The sequence below is a fragment of the Agrobacterium sp. GD03872 genome (genome assembly GCF_029840625.1).
Taxonomy (GTDB): domain Bacteria; phylum Pseudomonadota; class Alphaproteobacteria; order Rhizobiales; family Rhizobiaceae; genus Agrobacterium; species Agrobacterium fabrum_A.
Genome location: NZ_JAOCCY010000007.1, coordinates 149,384 through 168,524, shown reverse-complemented (window position 1 = coordinate 168,524; position 19,141 = coordinate 149,384). Strand labels below are relative to the sequence as shown.

Annotated in this window: 17 protein-coding genes and 1 pseudogene; 16 read left to right on the top strand and 2 right to left on the bottom strand. The window is 61.3% G+C overall.

Annotation, left to right across the window (positions count from 1 at the left end):
* The first annotated feature begins 8 nt into the window (after positions 1-8).
* The 8 genes from N5D22_RS17475 to N5D22_RS17440 all read left to right on the top strand — a co-directional run bounded on the left by N5D22_RS17475 (position 9) and on the right by N5D22_RS17440 (position 7,827).
* Positions 9-1,697 (top strand): dihydroxyacetone kinase family protein, encoded by a 1,689-nt coding sequence (locus N5D22_RS17475; RefSeq protein WP_279657125.1) that lies wholly within the window; start codon positions 9-11, stop codon positions 1,695-1,697.
* A 276-nt stretch (positions 1,698-1,973) separates the two neighbouring features.
* Positions 1,974-2,789: a DUF2189 domain-containing protein gene (locus N5D22_RS17470; RefSeq protein WP_279657124.1), complete on the top strand. Its 816-nt coding sequence runs from the start codon at positions 1,974-1,976 to the stop codon at positions 2,787-2,789.
* A gap of 91 nt (positions 2,790-2,880) precedes the next feature.
* On the top strand, positions 2,881-3,267 hold the full coding sequence (locus tag N5D22_RS17465; protein WP_279657123.1) for a cytochrome c family protein: 387 nt from the start codon (positions 2,881-2,883) through the stop codon (positions 3,265-3,267).
* Between the two features lie 129 nt (positions 3,268-3,396).
* On the top strand, positions 3,397-4,212 hold the full coding sequence (locus tag N5D22_RS17460) for a cytochrome c oxidase subunit II (RefSeq protein ID WP_279657122.1): 816 nt from the start codon (positions 3,397-3,399) through the stop codon (positions 4,210-4,212).
* Positions 4,213-4,262: 50 nt separating this feature from the next.
* Entirely contained in the window at positions 4,263-6,041 is a 1,779-nt protein-coding gene (locus tag N5D22_RS17455; protein ID WP_279657121.1) for a cytochrome c oxidase subunit I, read from the top strand.
* Positions 6,038-6,742 carry a cytochrome c oxidase subunit 3 gene (locus tag N5D22_RS17450; RefSeq protein WP_279657120.1) on the top strand — a complete coding sequence of 235 codons (705 nt, stop codon included), beginning with the start codon at positions 6,038-6,040 and terminating at the stop codon, positions 6,740-6,742. The genes N5D22_RS17455 and N5D22_RS17450 overlap by 4 nt, the downstream gene beginning before the upstream one ends.
* A 12-nt stretch (positions 6,743-6,754) precedes the next feature.
* Complete coding sequence (locus N5D22_RS17445) at positions 6,755-7,480, top strand: heme-copper oxidase subunit III family protein (RefSeq protein ID WP_279657119.1); 726 nt, start codon at positions 6,755-6,757, stop codon at positions 7,478-7,480.
* Between the two features lie 14 nt (positions 7,481-7,494).
* Positions 7,495-7,827: a cytochrome C oxidase subunit IV family protein gene (locus N5D22_RS17440; RefSeq protein WP_279657118.1), complete on the top strand. Its 333-nt coding sequence runs from the start codon at positions 7,495-7,497 to the stop codon at positions 7,825-7,827.
* Positions 7,828-7,844: 17 nt separating this feature from the next.
* Here N5D22_RS17440 and N5D22_RS17435 read toward each other — a convergent pair whose 3' ends face one another.
* Positions 7,845-8,891, bottom strand: a complete 1,047-nt coding sequence (locus N5D22_RS17435; RefSeq protein WP_279657117.1) for a GlxA family transcriptional regulator — start codon at positions 8,889-8,891, stop codon at positions 7,845-7,847.
* Positions 8,892-8,976: 85 nt separating this feature from the next.
* Here N5D22_RS17435 and N5D22_RS17430 point away from each other — a divergent pair, with 85 nt between their 5' ends.
* From N5D22_RS17430 to purU, 6 genes and pseudogenes are all read left to right on the top strand, one after another.
* Entirely contained in the window at positions 8,977-10,230 is a 1,254-nt protein-coding gene (locus tag N5D22_RS17430) for a sarcosine oxidase subunit beta family protein (protein WP_279657116.1), read from the top strand.
* Between the two features lie 10 nt (positions 10,231-10,240).
* Complete coding sequence (locus N5D22_RS17425) at positions 10,241-10,561, top strand: sarcosine oxidase subunit delta (RefSeq protein WP_279657115.1); 321 nt, start codon at positions 10,241-10,243, stop codon at positions 10,559-10,561.
* Positions 10,558-13,548 carry a sarcosine oxidase subunit alpha gene (locus N5D22_RS17420; protein ID WP_279657114.1) on the top strand — a complete coding sequence of 997 codons (2,991 nt, stop codon included), beginning with the start codon at positions 10,558-10,560 and terminating at the stop codon, positions 13,546-13,548. Before N5D22_RS17425 ends, N5D22_RS17420 begins: the two co-directional genes overlap by 4 nt.
* Positions 13,549-13,562: 14 nt before the next feature.
* Positions 13,563-14,117: a sarcosine oxidase subunit gamma gene (locus tag N5D22_RS17415; protein WP_279657113.1), complete on the top strand. Its 555-nt coding sequence runs from the start codon at positions 13,563-13,565 to the stop codon at positions 14,115-14,117.
* Positions 14,087-14,261, top strand: a pseudogene (gene glyA, locus N5D22_RS27155) (serine hydroxymethyltransferase); the annotation flags it as partial. The gene N5D22_RS17415 and the pseudogene glyA, both read left to right, overlap by 31 nt.
* Positions 14,262-14,295: 34 nt before the next feature.
* Complete coding sequence (gene purU, locus N5D22_RS17410; RefSeq protein WP_279657112.1) at positions 14,296-15,180, top strand: formyltetrahydrofolate deformylase; 885 nt, start codon at positions 14,296-14,298, stop codon at positions 15,178-15,180.
* An 82-nt stretch (positions 15,181-15,262) separates the two neighbouring features.
* Here purU and N5D22_RS17405 read toward each other — a convergent pair whose 3' ends face one another.
* On the bottom strand, positions 15,263-16,489 hold the full coding sequence (locus N5D22_RS17405) for an MFS transporter (RefSeq protein WP_279657111.1): 1,227 nt from the start codon (positions 16,487-16,489) through the stop codon (positions 15,263-15,265).
* A gap of 120 nt (positions 16,490-16,609) precedes the next feature.
* On the opposite strand from N5D22_RS17405, the gene N5D22_RS17400 reads away from it, so the two are divergent.
* Entirely contained in the window at positions 16,610-17,203 is a 594-nt protein-coding gene (locus N5D22_RS17400; protein ID WP_279657110.1) for a TetR/AcrR family transcriptional regulator, read from the top strand.
* Between the two features lie 174 nt (positions 17,204-17,377).
* Entirely contained in the window at positions 17,378-19,132 is a 1,755-nt protein-coding gene (locus tag N5D22_RS17395; RefSeq protein WP_279657109.1) for an alkaline phosphatase, read from the top strand.
* The last annotated feature ends 9 nt before the right edge of the window (positions 19,133-19,141 follow it).

Here is a 19,141-nt window from a genome sequence, read left to right as displayed (position 1 = left end):
AGAGAAAAATGAAGAAGCTGATCAACGATCCATCCGCCGTCGTCCGCCACATGCTGGAGGGCGCGGTGGCTCTAAGCCCGGCCAGCATTCTTCTCGCCGATGAGAATGTGGTGATACGATCGGGTCTCCCGGAAGCGGATCAGCGGAAGGTCGCGGTGCTTTCGGGTGGCGGCAGCGGGCACGAGCCGGCGCATGCCGGCTATGTCGGGCCGGGCATGTTGACGGCTGCGGTGGCTGGAGACGTTTTCACCTCACCGAGCACCGATGCCGTGCTGGCGGGGATCAGGGCCGCTGCGGGACCAGCGGGAGCGCTGGTTATCGTCAAGAACTACACTGGCGACCGGCTCAATTTTGGCCTTGCGGCTGAGTTGGCCAGGGCGGAGGGCATTCCCGTGGAAATCGTCGTCGTCGCCGACGATGTCGCCTTGAAGGATACCGTGCCGGCTGACCGCCACCGCGGCATTGCCGGAACGGTGCTGATACACAAGGTGGCCGGCGCCGCCGCGGAATTCGGCCTGCCTCTGGCTGACGTCGCGCGGGTGGCGCGCGAGGCGGCGGCCGGATTGTCGTCGATGGGAATTTCGCTCGGTTCGTGCACCTTGCCGGCCGTTGGGAAGCCCGGTTTCACTCTTGGAGAGAGAGAAATCGAGGTTGGCCTCGGCATTCACGGCGAGCAGGGTGTCCGCAGAATGGAGATCGCTTCGGCGGAGGACCTCACATTGCTCGTGCTGAATACCATCGAAGCCGATGGAAAGCTCAAGAGCGGCGACCGCGTCGTGCTGCTCGTCAACGGTCTGGGCTCGACGCCGCCCATGGAACTATCGATTGTCGCCCGTTCAGCGCTCGGCATTCTCGAAGCGAAAGGGGTGGCCGTCGAGCGTGCATGGGCAGGCACGTTCCTGTCTGCGCTTGATATGCCGGGCTTTTCGCTTTCCGTCTTGCATGTCGATGATTGGAGGCTCGAACTTATCGATGCGACAACGGATGCGGTCGCCTGGCCACGTGGCGGCGCGGTGAACAGGCATCGCATCCTGCCTTCTTCGGCGCTGCCGCAGAATGCGCCGCCGGATCGAAAGATCACCGCTGCGGGCGCGCGTCTGCGGCAGGTGGCAGAGAATGTTGCAAAGGCTTTGATCGCCGCCGAAGAGCAGCTGACGGACCTCGACAGCATCACAGGTGACGGCGACCTCGGCACCAGCATGAAGCGCGGCGCCGAAGCGGTCCTTGCCCTTCCGGCCCAGGCGTTTGCGGATGTCTCGAGCGGACTGTCGGCCATGGGCGATGCGATGAGAAAGGCGATTGGCGGTAGCTCGGGCCCATTCTACGCCACCGGCCTCATGCGCGCCGCCCGCCATCTCAACGGTTCCGGGGAGCCGACCGCAAAGGAACTGGCGGATGCTTTCGTCGCCGCAGTTGGGGCGGTGTCCGATCTTGGCGGTGCAAAGCCGGGCGACAGAACGATGGTCGATGCCCTTCATCCCGCTGCAACTACCTTCCGGGACAGGCTGGCTGAAGGGCAGCCGGTGGAGATTGCATGGCGTGAGGCAGTCTCAGCCGGTCAGGCGGGCGCTGAGGCGACAAAGGACATGACGCCGCGCCTGGGGCGTGCAAGCTATCTCGGCGACCGCGCGAAGGGGCATGCAGATGGCGGCGCCATGGCCGTCATGGTCTGGATGAAGCAGATAGCTTTTCCATGAACGCCGGCAGGTGCGGTGATCCGGGACAAGAGATGACAATTTGGGGGGGCGGACCGCTCTCCCTGGGAGGGGAAGAGCCATGTCTTGAAGCATGCTCGCGACAGGCTTCCTTTCGACGCAGAAATCGCACCATTCTCTGCAATCCAAAGAACAGGCGACAAAGGCGGCGGAATTTGATAAATTGCAAGTCAGCTGGTTGCGGTTTGACGCGCAGACAAAAAATCACCGGGCGTTCCTATGCCGCCAACCGGATCATGGCGCAGGAGGAGAAGTGCTATGACGGCATTCCATGTCATGGCCGGGGCGAGTGGTGAGTTTGCTCGACCGGAAGTCCGCAAGATTGGCATCCCGGATATTGTGGATGCGTTGAAGCTTGGACTGGAGGACTTTAAAGAAAAGCCCTCCCACTATGTTTTTCTCTGTCTCATGTACCCGATTGCCGGGGTTTTCCTGGTGATGTGGAGTTCGGGCGCGAATCTTCTGCCGATGATTTATCCCCTGATGTCCGGCTTTGCGCTGATCGGGCCGATCGCCGCCATCGGGCTTTATGAAATCAGCCGGCGGCGCGAACAGGGGCTGGACACTTCGTGGCGGCACGCGCTGGAAGTTCGTCATTCTCCGGCCCTGCCGTCGATCATCGCTGTCGCCGTCATGCTGTTCGTGCTTTTCGTCGTCTGGCTTGTCGTTGCGCAGCGCATCTATACCAGCACTTTCGATCCGGCCGCTCCGGTCTTGCTCTCAACCTTCATGTCGGACGTGCTGACGACCCCGCAGGGTCTCTCCCTCATCATCTGGGGCAATCTGGCCGGTTTCGTTTTTGCGGTCATCGTGCTGGCGACAACGGTGGTGGCGTTCCCGCTGCTGCTCGATCGGGATGTCGGCGCAGTGGCGGCCGTGGATGCGAGCATACGCGCCACGCTTGCCAATCCGGTTCCGGTTGCGCTTTGGGGATTGATCGTCGCGGCGCTGCTCGTTGTCGGCACGATCCCGGTTTTTGTCGGCCTCGCGGTTATCATGCCTGTCCTCGGACATTCGACCTGGCATCTTTATCGGAAATTGATCGTCTCCGATTATCCAGGCCGTACGCCCTGAATTCATAAAGGAAATCTATCCGTAGATACTTCTCCTAGCCATGGCGTCGCGTCGCCGTGGCCGGGATGGCGATGGAGAGTGCGAGGATGCCATGTGGTATCGTTTTTTCCCGATCTGTCTGCTTTTCACGCTCGTCTTCCCGATCGACATCGGTGCGCAGGAGGGGGACCCCGCCGCCGGCGCCACGGTTTTCAAAAAATGCGCCATCTGTCATGTCGCCGAAACGGACCAGAACAAGGTCGGTCCCTCGCTGAACGGGCTGTTCGGCAGAACCGCCGGCACGCACCCGAATTTCGCCTATTCACAGGCGATGCAGGATGTCGGGAAGGGCGGCCTTGTTTGGGACGAGACATCGCTCCGCGACTATCTGCACGACCCCAAGGCGAAGGTGAAGGGCACGAAGATGGCCTTTGTCGGCGTGAAGGATGACACCGACATTACCAATCTGATCGCCTATCTGAAGCAATATTCCAAGTAGTCGGAGGAGAGGAAGGGATGGGCCGCTACAGTCACTGCAATTGCCCGCCCGATCCATACATGAGATAATGCTAATACGCTTCGCGAGAAGGTTGTAAAACTATTTGTAGCCGGGTCACGGGAGGAGACGATGGCTGTCGTTGTAGTTCTCGTTCTGCTGGTGGTGGGATCCATCCTGTTCCACCTCTTGAGCCCGTGGTGGTGGACGCCGATAGCCTCGAACTGGAGCTATATCGACAACACAATCATCATCACGTTCTGGATCACCGGCTTCGTTTTCTCGGCCGTCGTGCTGTTCGTGGCCTATTGTGTGTTCCGCTTCAGGCACCGCGCCGGAAGCCGGGCGGCATACCAGCCCGAAAACAAGCGCCTGGAATGGTGGCTGGCGGGCGGGACCGGGGTTGGCGTGGCCGCCATGCTTCTGCCGGGCCTGTTCGTATGGAACCAGTTCGTAACCGTCCCGGACGGTGCGAGCGAGGTGGAGGTCGTCGGCCAGCAATGGCAGTGGAGTTTCCGGCTGCCGGGCGCGGACGGGAGGCTCGGACGGGCGGATACACGCGCAATTGCGTCCGATAATCCGCTTGGTCTGAACCGGAACGACCCTGCCGGAATGGACGACGTCATCGTTGAAGGCGGCGAGTTGCATCTGCCAGCCGGCAGGCCGGTGAAAATGCTGCTGCGCGCGGTCGACGTCGTGCATGATTTCTACGTGCCGGAATTCCGGGCCAAGATGGACATGATCCCCGGCTCGGTCACCTATTACTGGTTCACGCCGACCCGGACGGGAACCTTCGAGGTTCTCTGCGCGGAACTGTGCGGTGTGGGCCATCCGCAGATGCGCGGCACCGTCGTCGTCGATACCGAGACCGATTATCAAGCCTGGCTGCAGCAGCAGCCGACTTTCTCGAAACTGCTCGCCTCGGCGGAAATGTCGGCGGCTCGATAAACACGTCTTGGAAGGGAAAACCGCACCGGAGGGAAGAGGGAGGATGGAACATGGTCGAGATGGGATCCGGCGCAGGGCAGGTCGTCCAGCCCGCTGAGGTCGAGGATGTCGAGCTTTATCACCCGAAAAGCTGGTGGACGAAATATGTCTTCAGCCAGGACGCCAAGATCATCGCCATTCAATATTTTCTGACAGCCGTCGCCATCGGCATGGTGGCGCTGGTGCTGTCCTGGCTGATGCGGCTGCAGCTCGGTTTTCCCGGCTATTTCTCTTTCATCGATGCGGAACATTATTATCAGTTCATCACCATGCACGGCATGATCATGGTGATCTACCTGCTCACCGCGCTGTTTCTCGGCGGTTTCGGCAACTACCTGATTCCGCTGATGCTCGGCGCGCGCGACATGGTGTTTCCCTATGCCAATATGCTGAGCTACTGGCTTTATCTCTGCGCTGTCCTCGTGCTGGTGGCCGGTTTCTTCGCGCCCGGCGGGCCGACGGGCGCCGGCTGGACGCTCTATCCGCCGCAGTCACTTCTTTCGGGAACGCCGGGAGGGCGCGACTGGGGCATCATCCTGATGCTGTCCTCGCTGATCCTGTTCATCATCGGCTTTACTTTGGGCGGGCTGAACTATGTCGTCACCGTGCTGCAGGGGCGTACGCGGGGCATGACGCTGATGCGTATGCCATTGACGATATGGGGCATATTCACGGCGACCGCCATGGCGCTGCTCGCCTTCCCGGCGCTCTTCGTCGCCGCCGTCATGATGCTGTTCGACCGGCTGCTCGGCACCAGCTTCTTCATGCCGGCCATCGTGGAGATGGGCGAACAATTGAAGCAGGAGGGCGGCAGCCCCATCCTGTTCCAGCATCTGTTCTGGTTCTTCGGCCATCCGGAAGTCTATATCGTCGCACTTCCCGCCTTCGGTATCGTCTCGGATCTGATCAGCACCCATGCGCGCAAGAATATCTTCGGCTACCGCATGATGGTCTGGGCGATCGTCATCATCGCGGCGCTGAGCTTCATCGTCTGGGCGCACCATATGTATGTCAGCGGCATGAACCCGAATTTCGGGTTCTTTTTCGCAACCACGACGCTGATCATCGCCGTGCCGACGGCGATCAAGGTCTATAACTGGGTGCTCACGCTCTGGCGCGGCGATATCCATCTCACCCTGCCGATGCTGTTTGCGCTCGCCTTCATCGTCACATTCATCAATGGCGGATTGACGGGCCTCTTCCTCGGCAACGTCGTCGTCGATGTGCCGCTGTCCGATACCATGTTCGTTGTCGCCCATTTTCATATGGTGATGGGGGTCGCGCCGATCATGGTGATCTTCGGAGCGATTCACCACTGGTATCCGAAAGTCACCGGCCGGATGCTGAACGAGGCAATGGGGCACGTCCATTTCTGGATCACCTTCCTTGGCGCCTATGCCATCTTCTTCCCAATGCATTATCTCGGCCTGATGGGCGTGCCGCGCCGCTACTACGAGCTGGGCGAAACCGCTTTCATTCCAGATTCGGCGCACACGTTGAACATGTTCATCACCGTGGCTGCGCTCGTCGTCGGTGCGGCGCAATTGCTGTTCCTGTTCAATCTCGAGTGGAGCCTGCGCTGGGGCAAAAAGGCGGTCGGCAATCCGTGGCGGGCCACGACACTGGAATGGCAGACGCCGCAGACGCCGCCGGTTCATGGCAACTGGGGCAAGGAACTGCCTGTCGTTTATCGCTGGCCCTATGATTACAGCGTGCCCGGCGCGGCTGAGGACTTCCTGCCGCAAAACCAGCCGGCTGCGGCCGGGCCGTCCGAGAGGGCGTTGTCATGACCGCCATTCTCATCTTCCTGGTCGGGATTGCCGGCATCATCGTCTGGTGGATGGCGCGGCAGCGGTTGGCCTCGAAGCCCTGGCTGGAAGTCGGCGTGATAGGCGATGTGCCGGAGATGCAAGGGTCGTCGGCGACAATTGCGAAAGTCGGACTTGGGATATTTCTGGCGGTCGTGGGCGCGCTTTTCACTTTGCTCATCAGCGCCTATCTCGGCCGCATGGGCGGCGCCGACTGGTGGAGCATTCCCATCCCCGGGCTGTTATGGGTGAATACGGCGGCGCTTGCCGCCAGCAGTCTGGCGCTGCAATGGGCGAAAACCGAAGCCGGGACCGATCACCGTGAAAGGCTGAATGCGGCTCTTGCGGCAGGCTTTGTGACGGCTGTTCTCTTCGTCTCCGGGCAGTTTCTGGCCTGGCGGCAGCTCCTTTCCGCAGGTTATGTTCTGGCGAATAACCCATCGAACAGCTTCTTCTACATGATAACCGGCCTGCACGGCCTGCATGTATTGGGCGGGCTATTCGTGCTCGGACGCACCGCATTCCGCGCCCGCAGCGAGCCCTTGTCGGCAAGGATCAGCCTCAGTGTGGAGCTGTGCGCCATCTACTGGCATTTCATGCTGGTTGTCTGGCTGATCCTTTTTGCGCTCTTTGCCGGCTGGGCGAACAGTTTCGTCGATCTCTGCCGTCAACTGGTCACCTGAGGAGTGTCGATCATGACCGCAACCATGGAGGAAAGACCGGTAAGCGATCCGCATCTGCGGCCGTCGGGACTGCGCGGCGTCGCCGCCGATCTGTCATCGGACCAGCGGGCGTTCAAGAACGTCTCCTGGGGCAAGGCGATGATGTGGATCTTCATCCTGAGCGATATCTTCATTTTCGGCTGTTTCCTGCTGGCTTACATGGCGGCGCGCATGTCGGCCACCGCGGCCTGGCCCAATCCGAGCGAGGTTTTCGCGCTGACGATTGGCGGCAGGCAGATTCCGCTGATCCTGATCGCCATCATGACCTTCGTTCTCATCAGCAGCAGCGGCACGATGGCCATGGCCGTCAACTTCGCATATCGCCGCGACCGTCGCAAAACTGCCGCGCTGATGGTGGCGACGGCAGCGCTTGGCGCGACATTTGTGGGAATGCAGGCATTCGAATGGAGCAAGCTGATCGCAGAGGGTGTCCGTCCCTGGGGAAACCCGTGGGGTGCGGCGCAGTTCGGTTCGGCTTTCTTCATGATCACGGGCTTTCACGGCACCCATGTCTCGATCGGCGTCCTGTTTCTTCTCATCGTCGCACGCAAGGTGTGGCGGGGAGATTTCGATGAGGAAAGGCGGGGGTTCTTCACCAGCCGCAAGGGGCAATACGAGATCGTCGAAATAACCGGTCTTTATTGGCACTTTGTCGATCTGGTGTGGGTCTTCATCTTCGCATTTTTCTATCTGTGGTGAGTGAGGATGGCATCATGGCACAGCAGCAGTCACAACAGGGACAGCAGCATCCGATAAGGCTTTACATGGTGGTCTGGGGACTGCTTTTCGTCCTCAGCACCTTCTCCTATCTGGTCGATTATCTCGGCATTCAGAGTTATCCGCGATGGTCGCTGATCATCCTGTTCATGATCCTGAAGGCGGGGCTGATCGTTGCGGTTTTCATGCACATGGCCTGGGAACGGCTGATTTTGGTCTATGCCATCATGCTTCCGCCGGTCCTCGTGCTCGTCTTCGCGGCACTGATGGCCTCGGAATCGAGCTATACGGCTCTCACCCGGCTGACCTTCATGGGCGCAGGCCCCTAGAACCCTTGCAGCGATATTCAGGAGTGTGGAAGCAGCACGCCGACAGCGAATTCCTCGTCGCTCGCCGTATGCCCGGCCTGGGTCTTGCGGTATTCGCTGGGCGTGAACCCGCGCTCGGCTCGTAGCGTGCGGGAAAGATGCGGCGCGTCGCAAAACCCGGTGGCGAGCGCAATCTGGGTGATCGTGTCATGCGTGGTACGCAGCAGGGAAAGCGCACGGTCCAGCCGTAGCTCCAGATAGACCTTCGACGGCGTCGCATTCAGATCGGTGAGGAAACGCCGTTCGAGGCTGCGGCGGCCAAGGCCGAGATCGCTCGCCAGTTCCAGCACGGTTTTCGGAACCTCGATATTCTGCTGCATCCGCAGGATCACTTTTTTGACGAGGGGATCATTGGTCTTTCGCGTGCTTTGCTGGCCGGGCTGGGGCTTTTCACCGCTCAGCGCGCTGTCGATCATCATGATGTTGAGGCTCTTGATGGCGGCGGACTGGCCGACATGACGTTCGACGAGGAAAGCCGCCAGATGCGCGGCGCCATGGCCGCCGGAACAGGTCAGCCGGTCGCGGTCGATGACGAAAATCTGGTCGGAGATCATCTGCACCGTATCGAAACGGTCGAGAAAATCCTGATGGTGGAACCAGCTCACGCAACAGCGATAACCATCGAGCAGGCCCGCTTCGTGCAGGATGAAAACGCCGGTGCAGAGCCCGACAATGGGAATGCCCGCCGCCGCCCGGTCTTTGAGGAAGCGCAGCGCTTCCGGCGGCAGGGCGCTGTGATCGCTGATCAGGCCGCCGACAACGACGATATAGTCGTAATGCCCGGCATCCATCAGCCGCGTATCCGGCTGCACCTTCACGCCGCAGCTCGACTGCACGCTGCCGAGCGTTGCCGAGAGCACTGACCATTCGCACAGGATCGGCCGGGAGCGGTCCGCCTCATCGGCGGCAAGACGCAGCACATCGACGAAATTCGCGAAGGCCGACAGCGTGAAGCGGTCGGCAAGCAGGAAGGCGACGCTGAGGCGTTTTCTGGCGCGGTGTGAGGTCATGACGCAAATATTCATGCAAACAGACGCGATTGTCCAGCCGGGGCGCAGCAAATGCTCCTAGCTTTTGCGACACGAGATTTTCCAACCATCGGGTCCGCTCATGACGCGTTTTAGTGCCTTCAATCTTTTGCGGAATGCCCTGACCGGCCACAAGAACTGGGACGAGCAATGGCCCGATAGCCAGCCGAAAGCCGAATATGACGTGGTCATCGTCGGCGCCGGCGGCCATGGTCTGGGCGCTGCCTATTATCTGGCCAGCCAGCACGGCATCACCAATGTCGCCGTCATCGACAAGGGCTGGCTCGGCGGCGGCAATACCGGCCGCAACACCACGATCATCCGCTCGAACTATCTCTATGACGAGAGCGCCCGGCTTTACGATCACGCCGTCGATCTCTGGGAAAATCTCAGTCAGGAGTTGAACTACAACGTCATGTATTCAAGGCGCGGCGTGCTGATGCTGGCGCATAATGTGCACGATGTGCAGAGCTTCAAGCGCCACATCCATTCCAACCGTCTGAACGGCGTCGACAATCGCTGGCTGACACCGGAAGAGTGCAAGGACTATTGCCCGCCGCTCAGCATTGCACCGAATGCCCGCTATCCGGTCATGGGCGGCGCGCTTCAGGAACGGGCCGGCACGGCCCGTCATGATGCCGTCGCCTGGGGTTATGCGCGCGGGGCCGCCGCCCGTGGGGTCGATATCATCCAGAACTGCCCGGTCACTGCCATTCGCCGCAATGCTGACGGCTCGGTCGCGGGCGTCGAGACGGCGAGGGGCTTCATCAAGGCGAAGAAGGTCGCGGTCTCCGCCGCCGGCCACACCTCTGTTGTCATGGACACGGCCGGCGTGCGCCTGCCGCTCGAAAGCTATCCCTTGCAGGCGCTGGTGTCGGAACCGGTCAAGCCGATCTTCCCCTGCGTGGTCATGTCGAATGCGGTCCACGCCTATATCAGCCAGTCCGACAAGGGCGAGCTGGTGATCGGTTCGGGCACGGACCAATATACCTCCTATTCTCAGCGCGGCGGCCTGCCGCTGATCGAGCATACGATCGCGGCCATCGTTGAAATCTTCCCGATCTTCAACCGCATGCGGATGCTGCGCAAATGGGGCGGTATCGTCGATGTCACGCCGGATCGCTCGGCCATTCTCGGCAAGACGCCGGTTGCCGGTCTTTATGTCAATTGCGGCTGGGGTACCGGCGGTTTTAAGGCCACGCCCGGCGCTGCCCACACCTTCGCCTGGACCATCGCCAAAAACGAACCGCACCCGATCAACGCGCCCTTCACGCTGGAACGCTTCCGTTCCGGCCGCCTGATCGACGAAGCGGCCGCCGCCGCCGTGGCGCACTGAGGACAAGACCATGCTGCTGATCCGCTGCCCCTATTGCAATGAAACGCTGCCCGAAGCCGAATTCACCTATGCCGGGCAGGCCCATATTATCCGCGCCGCCGATCCCTCGTCGCAGACCGATGAGCAATGGGAAGAATTCCTGTTCATCCGCGAAAATGTGAAAGGTCCGCATTTCGAGCGCTGGCGGCACCTGCATGGCTGCGGCCGCTTCTTCAACGCCGTGCGTGACACGGTGAGCGACCGTTTCCTCACGACCTATTGGGCAGGCGAACCGCGTCCTGAACTTTCTTCCCTGACCCGAGCGCCAGCAAGTCCCGAGGTGTCGAAATGAACTCCTATCGCGTTTCCGGCCGTGGCCGTGTGGATGCCGCCCGCTCGATAAGCTTTACTTTCGACGGCAGGACCTATCGCGGTGTGAAGGGCGATACGGTCGCCTCCGCACTTCTCGCCAATGGCGTGCATCTGATGGGCCGCTCGTTCAAATATCACCGCCCGCGCGGCCCGGTGGCGGCGGGTTCCGAGGAGCCGAATGCGCTGATCGGCACCCGCCGCAGCGCCGGACGTTTCGAGCCGAACACCCGCGCCACGGTGCAGGAAATCTGGAACGGGCTCACAACCACCTCGCAGAACAAATATCCGAGCCTGAAATTCGATATCGGTGCGGTCAACGACATGGCCTATATGCTGTTTTCGGCGGGCTTCTACTACAAGACCTTCATGTGGCCGAAGAGCTTCTGGAACAAGGTCTACGAGCCTTTTATCCGCGCGGCTGCGGGTCTCGGCGTTTCGCCGACGGAGGAAGATCCCGATACCTATGCCTCGCGCAACCGGCATTGCGATGTGCTGATCGTCGGCGCCGGTCCCGCGGGTCTTGCGGCAGCGCGTGCGGCGGCGGTCGATGGCCTCAAGGTTGTGCTGGTCGATGAAAATGCTGAAGCCGGCGGCACGCTGCTATCCGAACCGCAGGCGAAGATCGACGGCAAGCCCGCATGGACCTGGCTTGCGGATGAATTGACGGCGCTGAAGGAGCGCGGCGTCAGGGTCATGACCCGCACGACGGCGATTGCCTATTACCACCAGAACAAGATCGGTCTCTGCGAAAGACTGACCGACCATCTCGAAACCGTGCCGAAGGATACGCCGCGCGAGCGCCTGTGGCGCGTTCGGGCGCGTCAGGTGGTGCTGGCGCAGGGCGCGCTGGAAAAGCCGCTGGTCTTCCACGGCAATGACCGGCCGGGTGTGATGCTGGCGGGCGCTGCCCAGACCTATCTGAACCGCTACGGTGTCAAGGTCGGCAACAGCCCGGTGGTGGTGACGAGCCATGACAGCGCCTGGTATGCGGCCTTCGATCTGCACGGTGCGGGTGCCCGCATTCAGGCCATTGTCGATACCCGTGCCCATGTGCGGGAAGAACTGGTGAACGAGGCGCGTGCGCTCGGCATTCCGGTCAAGCTGTCGCATACGGTTACGGCGACCTCCGGGCGGCTGCGGGTCAAATCGATCCGCGTTAACCCGCTCAACGGTTCCACAGTCGGTGCGGGGCAGGAGATTGCCTGCGACGCGGTGCTGATGTCGGGCGGCTGGACGCCGTCGCTGCATCTCTTTTCCCATACGCAGGGCAAGCTCGTATGGGACGACGAGCGCACTACCTTCCTGCCTGCCGTCACCAATGAGGATTGCGTGATTGCCGGGGCCGGTCGCGGGCTGTGGGGCATCGAGGCGGCGCTTAAGGACGGCGCGGAGCGGGGCCGTGAAGTTGCCGCAGCGCTTGGCAAGACCGCCAATGCTTCCGGCTATGCGGTGGAGCATGACCGCACCGGCAGCGGCGTCTCGCACACCGAACTGCCGAGCGACCGCGATGCCGGCAAGGCCAAGGCCTTCGTCGATTACCAGAACGATGTGACCGCCAAAGATCTGAGGCTAGCCGTGCGCGAGGGCATGCGCTCCATCGAGCATGTCAAGCGCTACACCACCAACGGCATGGCGACCGATCAGGGCAAGATGTCCAACATCAACGGTCTCAACATCGCGGCGGAAGCGCTGGGCAAGCGCCAGCCGCAGGTGGGACTGACCACCTTCCGTCCGCCCTATACGCCAACGACCTTCGGGGCCTTTGCGGGTTATCACCGCGGCGCGCATTTCGAGGTGACGCGCAAGACGCAGATCGACGGTTGGGCTGAGGAGCACGGTGCGGTCTATGAGCCGGTCGGGCAATGGCGTCGCGCCTGGTATTTCCCGAAGCCAGGCGAAGACATGGATGCGGCGGTCAGCCGCGAATGCCGGGCGGTGCGCCAGAGCGTTGGTATTTTCGATGCCTCGACACTCGGCAAGATCGAAGTGGTCGGTCCTGATGCGGTCGAGTTCATGAACCGCATGTATACCAATCCCTGGACGAAACTCGCCGCCGGCCGCTGCCGTTATGGCCTGCTGCTTGGCGATGACGGCTTTATCCGCGACGATGGCGTCATCGGCCGCATGAGCGAGGACCGTTTCCACGTCACCACCACCACAGGTGGGGCGGCGCGGGTGCTGAACATGATGGAGGATTACCTCCAGACCGAATGGCCCGATCTCAATGTCTGGCTGACCTCGACCACCGAACAGTGGTCCACCATCGCGCTGAACGGGCCGAACGCGGCAAAGCTGCTCGCGCCGCTGGTGGAAGGTATCGAACTGACGGAAGAGGCCTTCCCGCATATGTCCTGCGTGGAATGCACGGTGGCCGGCATGCCGGCGCGGCTGTTCCGCGTCAGCTTCACCGGGGAGATCGGCTTCGAGGTCAATGTGCCCGCGCCGCTCGGCCGCAGGCTCTGGGAAATCCTGTGGGAAGCCGGCCAGCCATATGACATCACGCCTTACGGCACGGAAACCATGCATGTGCTGCGCGCCGAAAAGGGTTACATCATCGTCGGCCAGGACACCGATGGCACGGTTACGCCCTATGATGCGGCGATGGGCTGGGCCGTGGGCGAGAACAAGCCCGATTTCGTCGGCAAGCGCGGCCTTGCCCGCCCCGATCTCGTCGCCAAGGGTCGCCGTCACCTCGTCGGCCTTCTGACGGAAGACCGCTCGAAGCTGGAGGAGGGGGCGCAGATCGTCTTCGATCCGAAACAGCCGATCCCGATGAAAATGGTCGGCCACGTCACCTCCTCCTATCACTCGGATGCCGCAGGCCAGCCGATTGCGCTGGCTCTGGTCGAAGGCGGTCATGAGCGGATGGGCGAGACCGTCTACATTCCGATGCTGGACCGCACCATTGCCGCGAAAATCACCGGGATGGTCTTTGTCGATCCCGAAAACACCCGCCTGAAAATCTGACCCTGGAGATGACAATGAACATGCGTGTTTCCTCCCCCGTTTCCGGCGTGGTGGCTGAGAGCAAGGCAGCCCGGGTCAGCATTCTGGCGCCGCAAGCGCGGTTGTCGCTGCGGGCGCGCGGCGATCTCACAGCGCTCAATGCCGCCCTTGGCCTTGCCTTGCCTGACCGGATCGGCACCCGTTCTGCTGCAGGCGGAATCGAGACCGTTCGCCTCGGTCCCGACGAATGGACGATCCTTGCTCCGGTAGGGGAGGCCGACAAGTTGATTGCGGCCTGTGGCACTGTCTATGCCAACCATCCACACAGCCTTGTCGATATTTCCGGACGGGAAGTGACGCTGCTCATCGAGGGGCCGCAGGCCGCCGAATTGCTGACGCTGGGCTGCGCCCGCGATATCGACACGATTGCCGTCGGCGAGGGACGCCGGACGATTTTCGACGGCGTGACCGTGGTGTTGTGGCGCGATGCGGAAAACCGTTTCCGCATGGATATCTGGAACAGTTTCGCGTCGCATCTTGGCCATCTGCTGGAAACCGGCTGCAAGGAACTCGCGGCCGATATCGCTTGATTCAAGAGGAGGAAACAATGCTCGACCGCCAGAAGACGCAGATCGAGCTGATCGCTTCGGAAAACACCGTTTCCGCCGATGTTCCGGCGGCTCAGGATCGGTGCTGACCAACAATATGCCGAGGGTTATCCCGGCAAGCGTTTTGCGGCGGCCGGTAAATCAGTCAGGGGAGCAGGATTTGACCACCTATATCATGACAGTCTCGTGCCCGGCGCGCAGCGGCATCGTTGCCGCCGTCTCCGGTTATCTCGCCCGGTCCGGCTGCAATATCAACGACAGTTCGCAATTCACCGACCAGGAGACGGGCCGCTTCTTCATGCGGTTGAGCTTCGTTTCCGAACAGGGATCGGGACGCGATGCGCTGCTCGACGGCTTCCGTCCCGTCGCGGCCGATTTCGATATGGATTATGATGTCCACGATCTTTCGCGAAAAACCAAAGTCGTGATCATGGTCTCGCGTTTCGGCCATTGCCTGAACGATCTGCTGTATCGCTCCCGCATCGGCGCGCTGCCGGTCGAGATCGTCGCGGTGATTTCCAACCATCTCGATTACCAGAAGCAGGTGGTAAACGATGATATTCCCTTTCACCACATTCGCGTCACGCCGGAAACAAAGCCCGAGGCGGAAGCCGCGATACTGCAGGTGGTGCAGGATACCGGAGCGGAGCTTGTGGTGCTGGCGCGCTACATGCAGGTCCTCTCGGACCGGCTGTGTCAGGAAATGTCCGGCCGTATCATCAATATCCACCATTCCTTCCTGCCGTCCTTCAAGGGCGCCAACCCCTACAAGCAGGCCTATGAACGCGGGGTGAGGCTGATCGGCGCGACGGCGCACTATGTCACCGCTGATCTCGATGAAGGGCCGATCATCGAGCAGGATACGATCCGTGTGACCCATGCCCAAAGCGCGATGGATTATGTCAGCCTGGGTCGGGATGTGGAGAGCCAGGTGCTTGCGCGGGCCATCCACGCCCATATTCACCACCGGGTCTTCCTGAACGGGAACAGGACGGTCGTCTTTCCCGCGTCTCCCGGAGAGCATGTCTCCGAGCGCATGGGCTGAATTCGGGCTCCTTGCGAAACCGTGATTTGCGCCCCTTCTCTCCGTGGCTCGCCGTTCTGGACGAACCACGGAGAGAAGATTGTTATTCGGCGGGCTGGGCCATGGCCGCCGTGCCGGACCGCCCGCGATCTCCGGAGAGGCTGCGCTGGCCGAGACCGATGATGGCGACTGTCGAAAGGCTGGCGACAATCGAGACCCAGAAACCGTTGCCCGGGCCGAAATTATCGATCACCCAGCCGGAGACGAAGGCGCCGAGCGCCATCCCGATACCGATGCCGGTCATCACCCAGGTCACGCCTTCCGTCAGCATCGATTCCGGCACGCGGCGTTCGATCAGGCCGAATGCGGTGATGAAGATCGGCGAGATCGCCACGCCGCTCAAGAAGACGGCAAAAGCCAGCAGTGCAACCGTGGTGTTGGCGACGAGCAACGGCAGGGCGGTGAGTGCCAGCACGCTGACGGCGATCAGCAACTGGCGCTGCAGCGGTAATTTCGGGTTGAGCGCGCCGAGAATGAGGCCGACCACGAAGGAGCCGATGGCATAGACGCCAATGACGAGGCTGGCGGCCTCCGGCTGGCCCAGCGCCTTGGTGATTGCGACGGCGCTCACCTCGGCAGTGGCGAAAGTCGAACCGACGAAGATCAGCGCGAGCGTGATGATCTGGACCGGACGCAGAAAGATGGCAGAACGCTGCCGGCGACCGCTTTCAACCGGACGCACCCTGGGTTCGGTCGAGCGTTGCAGAAGAAAGGCGAAAGTGCCGAGCGCCAGGAAGGTGGTGCTGATCATCATGCCCGCTTCCGGAAAGAGCGAAACAGCAAGGCCGACGGATAACGAGGCGCCGGAGATGTAGACGAGCTCGTCGGCGGCGGATTCAAAAGCGAATGCGGTGTTGAGTTCCGGCCGGTCGCGGAAGATTTCCGTCCAGCGGGCACGCATCATGGCGGGAATGCTCGGCATGGTGGCGGCGAGGAAGGCGAAAAGGAACAGCGTCCAGACCGGCCATCTCTGATTTGTCGCGATAATCAGCGCCGCAAAGGCGATGACCGAGACGATGGTGGCCGGGATGAGGACGCTGCTCTGGCCCCTGCGATCCACCAGCCGGGAGATTTGCGGGGAGAGGGCGGCGTTGGTCAAGGCGAAGGTTGCCGAAACCGCGCCGGCCAGCCAATATTCGCCATGGGTTTGCGAAAGCATGGCGACGATGCCGATCGGGGCCATGGCAATGGGGAGGCGGGCGAAGAAACCGGCGGCGGAAAAACCTTTAGCGCCTGGAGCCCGGAAAATTTCTCTGTATGGATTGGCCATAGGGATCACCTTGTTCAGATGGTGTCCGCCACATACATACGTGGCGTATGTGAATGAGATAATTGCATACGGCGCGTATGTCAACTAATATACGCGTCGTATGTGGAAAGTGGAGAAAAAATGCGCAAACCTCGCAGCGAAATGATTGCCGAGACGCGGGCGAAGCTGCTCACTGCCGGCCGCAGGGCTTTTGGCAGCATCGGTTATGCGGAAGCGTCGATGGATGACTTCACCGCCGAGGCCGGCCTCACCCGTGGCGCGCTCTATCACCATTTTGGCGATAAAAAGGGCCTGCTTCTGGCCGTTGTGGCCGAGATCGACGCGGAGATGACGACAAGGCTTTGCGAGATTTCGTCGCGAGCCGCGACCCGGTGGGACGGCTTCGTCGATGAAAATGTCGGTTATGTCCGTATGGCCCTCGAGCCGGAAATCCAGCGGATCATGTTCCGCGACGGACCGGCGGTGCTCGGCGACCCCTCGCGCTGGCCGAACGCCAACGGCTGCATCTCCGCCGTGGCACGAAGCCTCGAGGCGCTCAAGGAAGAGGGAACGATCGCCGATATCGATCCGCAGGCCGGCGCCCGTTTCATCAACGCCGCCAGCAGCAGCGCCGCTCAGTGGATCGCGAATTCCGACGACCCCGAGACGACCTCGAAACGGGCCGTCGAAAGTTTCCGGACCTTTCTGGAGGGGCTGCGCATCCGGAAGGGATGATCCGGGGCTTGCTCATGCCGGCGTCGTTCGGCCGGCGTAGGATGGCGTCTTCGATGCGTCCTGACGGATTTCCCTTCAAAGCGGCTTTCGGGACATGGTCGTCTGCAAGTCATGCAACTGTCATGTGGCGGGTCTAGGAGAGATTGTGGTTTTCACATGTCTCGCGAGGGGAATATGCGCAAAATTGTTGCTGCTTTGGTCGCCACGACCATTCTTGCCGGCGCCGCTCAGGCTGCCGAGGTCTATCCGCTTGATCGTGCTACGATCCTGACCGGTTCGCCGTTCGATTTCAAAGCGGAATTCAATTCCGTCGTCAAGCCGGAAGACGTCAAGATCACCGTCAATGGCCAGGACTACAAGGCTGTTCTCGGCAAGGACGTGGAATTCGTCGCCGAAGAAAAGAACAAGGACAAGGTCCTTGGTTCGGCCGTCATCCTGCGTGGCATTTCGCTCGCCGATGCCGGTGACTACAAGGTTGAAGTTTCGGCCGGCTCCGAAACCAAGAGCGTCACCTGGACCGCCTATGGCACGCCTGACCAGGCGAAGGCCAAGAACGTCATCTTCCTGATCGCCGACGGTCTGTCGGTCGCCCACCGCACTGCCGCCCGCATCATGTCCAAGGGCATGACCGAGGGCAAGGCCAATGGCCGCCTCAACATGGATGACGTGCCGCCGGTCGCCTTCATCGGCACCTCCGCCACCGATGCCGTCGCCACCGACAGCGCCAACACCATGTCGGCCTACATGACCGGTCACAAGACCGCCGTGAACGCCATCGGCGTCTACGCCGACCGTACGCCGGCTTCGCTGGACGATCCGAAGGTGGAAACGCTGGCGGAAGCCCTGCGCCGCCAGACCAAGAAGTCGATCGGCATCATCTCCACCGCTGAACTGCAGGATGCGACGCCGGCTGCCGTCGTTGCCCACACCCGCAAGCGTGGCGACAAGGCCGAGATCAACGGCATGCTGCTCGACGTGAAGCCGGATGTGCTTCTCGGCGGCGGCTCCGCCTACTTCCTGCCGCAGGCCACGGCCGGCTCCAAGCGCAAGGACGACAAGGACTATATCGCCCTGTTCAAGGAAGCTGGCTACACGCTGGCGACCAGCAAGGCGGAACTGGCCACGGCTGCCGGCACCAATACCGGCAAGATTCTCGGCCTGTTCCACACCGGCAACATGGATACCGCGCTTGACCGCCAGTTCCTCAAGAAGGGCACCACGGGCAAGTTTCCGGACCAGCCGGGTCTCGTTGAAATGACCAAGGTCGCTATCGACGAGCTGTCGAAGAACCCGGACGGCTTCTTCCTGATGGTTGAAGCCGCCAATGTCGACAAGATGTCCCATCCGCTCGACTGGGATCGCGCCATCATCGACACGATCGAATTCGACAAGACCATCGGCGTCGCCCGCGAATTCGCGGCGAAGAACCCCGATACGCTGATCATCGTTACCGGCGACCATACCCATGGCGTTTCCATCATCGGCACCGTTGATGACGACAAGCCCGGCACGGAAATGCGTGAAAAGGTCGGTACCTATGCCGAAGCCGGTTTCCCGAACTACGAGGACAAGGACGGCGACGGTTATCCTGATAAGGTCGACGTCTCGCGCCGCCTGTTTCTGAACGCCAATAACGGCCCGGACCACTACGAAACCTTCCGTCCGAAGCTCGACGGCCCCTTCGTGCCGGCGGTTCAGAACGAAAAGAAGGAATACGTCGCCAACGAACAGTACAAGGATGTTCCCGGCGCCGTCTTCGTGCCTGGCATCATTCCGAAGAGCTCGGATAGCGGTGTGCATGCGGTCGATGATGTCGTTCTGCAGGCTGAAGGTCCCGGCGCCGAAGGCTTCCGTGGCTATATGGAGCAGAGCGATGTTTACAAGGGTCTTGCCGAAGCGCTCGCACTCGGCGTCAAGCAGACCAATTAATCTCTGAAC

Coding starts and splice junctions, on each gene's coding strand:
- N5D22_RS17455 (WP_279657121.1), top strand. CDS start 4,263: ATGGTCGAGATGGGATCCGGCGCAGGGCAGGTCGTCCAGCCCGCTGAG.
- N5D22_RS17425 (WP_279657115.1), top strand. CDS start 10,241: ATGCTGCTGATCCGCTGCCCCTATTGCAATGAAACGCTGCCCGAAGCC.
- N5D22_RS17465 (WP_279657123.1), top strand. CDS start 2,881: ATGTGGTATCGTTTTTTCCCGATCTGTCTGCTTTTCACGCTCGTCTTC.
- N5D22_RS17460 (WP_279657122.1), top strand. CDS start 3,397: ATGGCTGTCGTTGTAGTTCTCGTTCTGCTGGTGGTGGGATCCATCCTG.
- N5D22_RS17420 (WP_279657114.1), top strand. CDS start 10,558: ATGAACTCCTATCGCGTTTCCGGCCGTGGCCGTGTGGATGCCGCCCGC.
- N5D22_RS17400 (WP_279657110.1), top strand. CDS start 16,610: ATGCGCAAACCTCGCAGCGAAATGATTGCCGAGACGCGGGCGAAGCTG.
- N5D22_RS17440 (WP_279657118.1), top strand. CDS start 7,495: ATGGCACAGCAGCAGTCACAACAGGGACAGCAGCATCCGATAAGGCTT.
- N5D22_RS17470 (WP_279657124.1), top strand. CDS start 1,974: ATGACGGCATTCCATGTCATGGCCGGGGCGAGTGGTGAGTTTGCTCGA.
- N5D22_RS17475 (WP_279657125.1), top strand. CDS start 9: ATGAAGAAGCTGATCAACGATCCATCCGCCGTCGTCCGCCACATGCTG.
- N5D22_RS17405 (WP_279657111.1), bottom strand. CDS start 16,489: ATGGCCAATCCATACAGAGAAATTTTCCGGGCTCCAGGCGCTAAAGGT.
- N5D22_RS17450 (WP_279657120.1), top strand. CDS start 6,038: ATGACCGCCATTCTCATCTTCCTGGTCGGGATTGCCGGCATCATCGTC.
- N5D22_RS17415 (WP_279657113.1), top strand. CDS start 13,563: ATGAACATGCGTGTTTCCTCCCCCGTTTCCGGCGTGGTGGCTGAGAGC.
- N5D22_RS17395 (WP_279657109.1), top strand. CDS start 17,378: ATGCGCAAAATTGTTGCTGCTTTGGTCGCCACGACCATTCTTGCCGGC.
- N5D22_RS17435 (WP_279657117.1), bottom strand. CDS start 8,891: ATGAATATTTGCGTCATGACCTCACACCGCGCCAGAAAACGCCTCAGC.
- N5D22_RS17445 (WP_279657119.1), top strand. CDS start 6,755: ATGACCGCAACCATGGAGGAAAGACCGGTAAGCGATCCGCATCTGCGG.
- N5D22_RS17430 (WP_279657116.1), top strand. CDS start 8,977: ATGACGCGTTTTAGTGCCTTCAATCTTTTGCGGAATGCCCTGACCGGC.